Consider the following 512-nt stretch of genomic DNA (forward strand, 5'->3'; position numbering starts at 1 on the left):
TGTTGGCGGTGTTGGGTGTGTGTGGTGGGTGGTTGGGGTGTTGTTTTTGCTGTTTTTTTTGGTTTTGGGCTGTTTGACGGTGTTGGTCTCGTTGACCGGTATCGGGGCCGGTTTGGTTAGAGTGCCGCGGGTCTTGTTGGTGGCGCGGTTGGAAATTTCGCTCTTGCTGATGGTTGTGTGGGGTTTGTTGGTTTTTTTGGAGTTGAGTTTTTTTGTTGGTGTTTGTGGGTTGGGTTTGGGGGGGGTTTTTGGTGGTTGTTTGTTTGGTTGGGTTTGGTTTGTTTTGTGTGTGGTGTTTGTGTTTTGTTGGTGGGTGGGGGTGTGGGTTTTGTTGGTGGTGTGGTTGGGTTTGGTTTGGTTTTTGTGGGGTCGGTTGGTGGGAGGATTGTCTTTTTTTGCAGTAATGATTTCGGCACGTTGTCCGTTTTCCAAAGGCGTGGACAGCGGCGCGATTTGTCCTTCGACTTTTGCGCCGCGGCAACGGTCGCCCACGCTGCTGTGCAGGGCATAGG

Annotated in this window: 1 protein-coding gene; it reads right to left on the bottom strand. The window is 51.8% G+C overall.

All coding sequences use genetic code 11. The annotated features are described in order from the left end of the window. The coding region (locus ACTHUG_RS11375) for a TGS domain-containing protein (RefSeq protein WP_440422280.1) at positions 1-512 on the bottom strand (512 nt) is incomplete at both ends.

Source organism: Neisseria sp. P0022.S009 (genome assembly GCF_051956675.1).
In the GTDB taxonomy this organism is placed as follows: domain Bacteria; phylum Pseudomonadota; class Gammaproteobacteria; order Burkholderiales; family Neisseriaceae; genus Neisseria.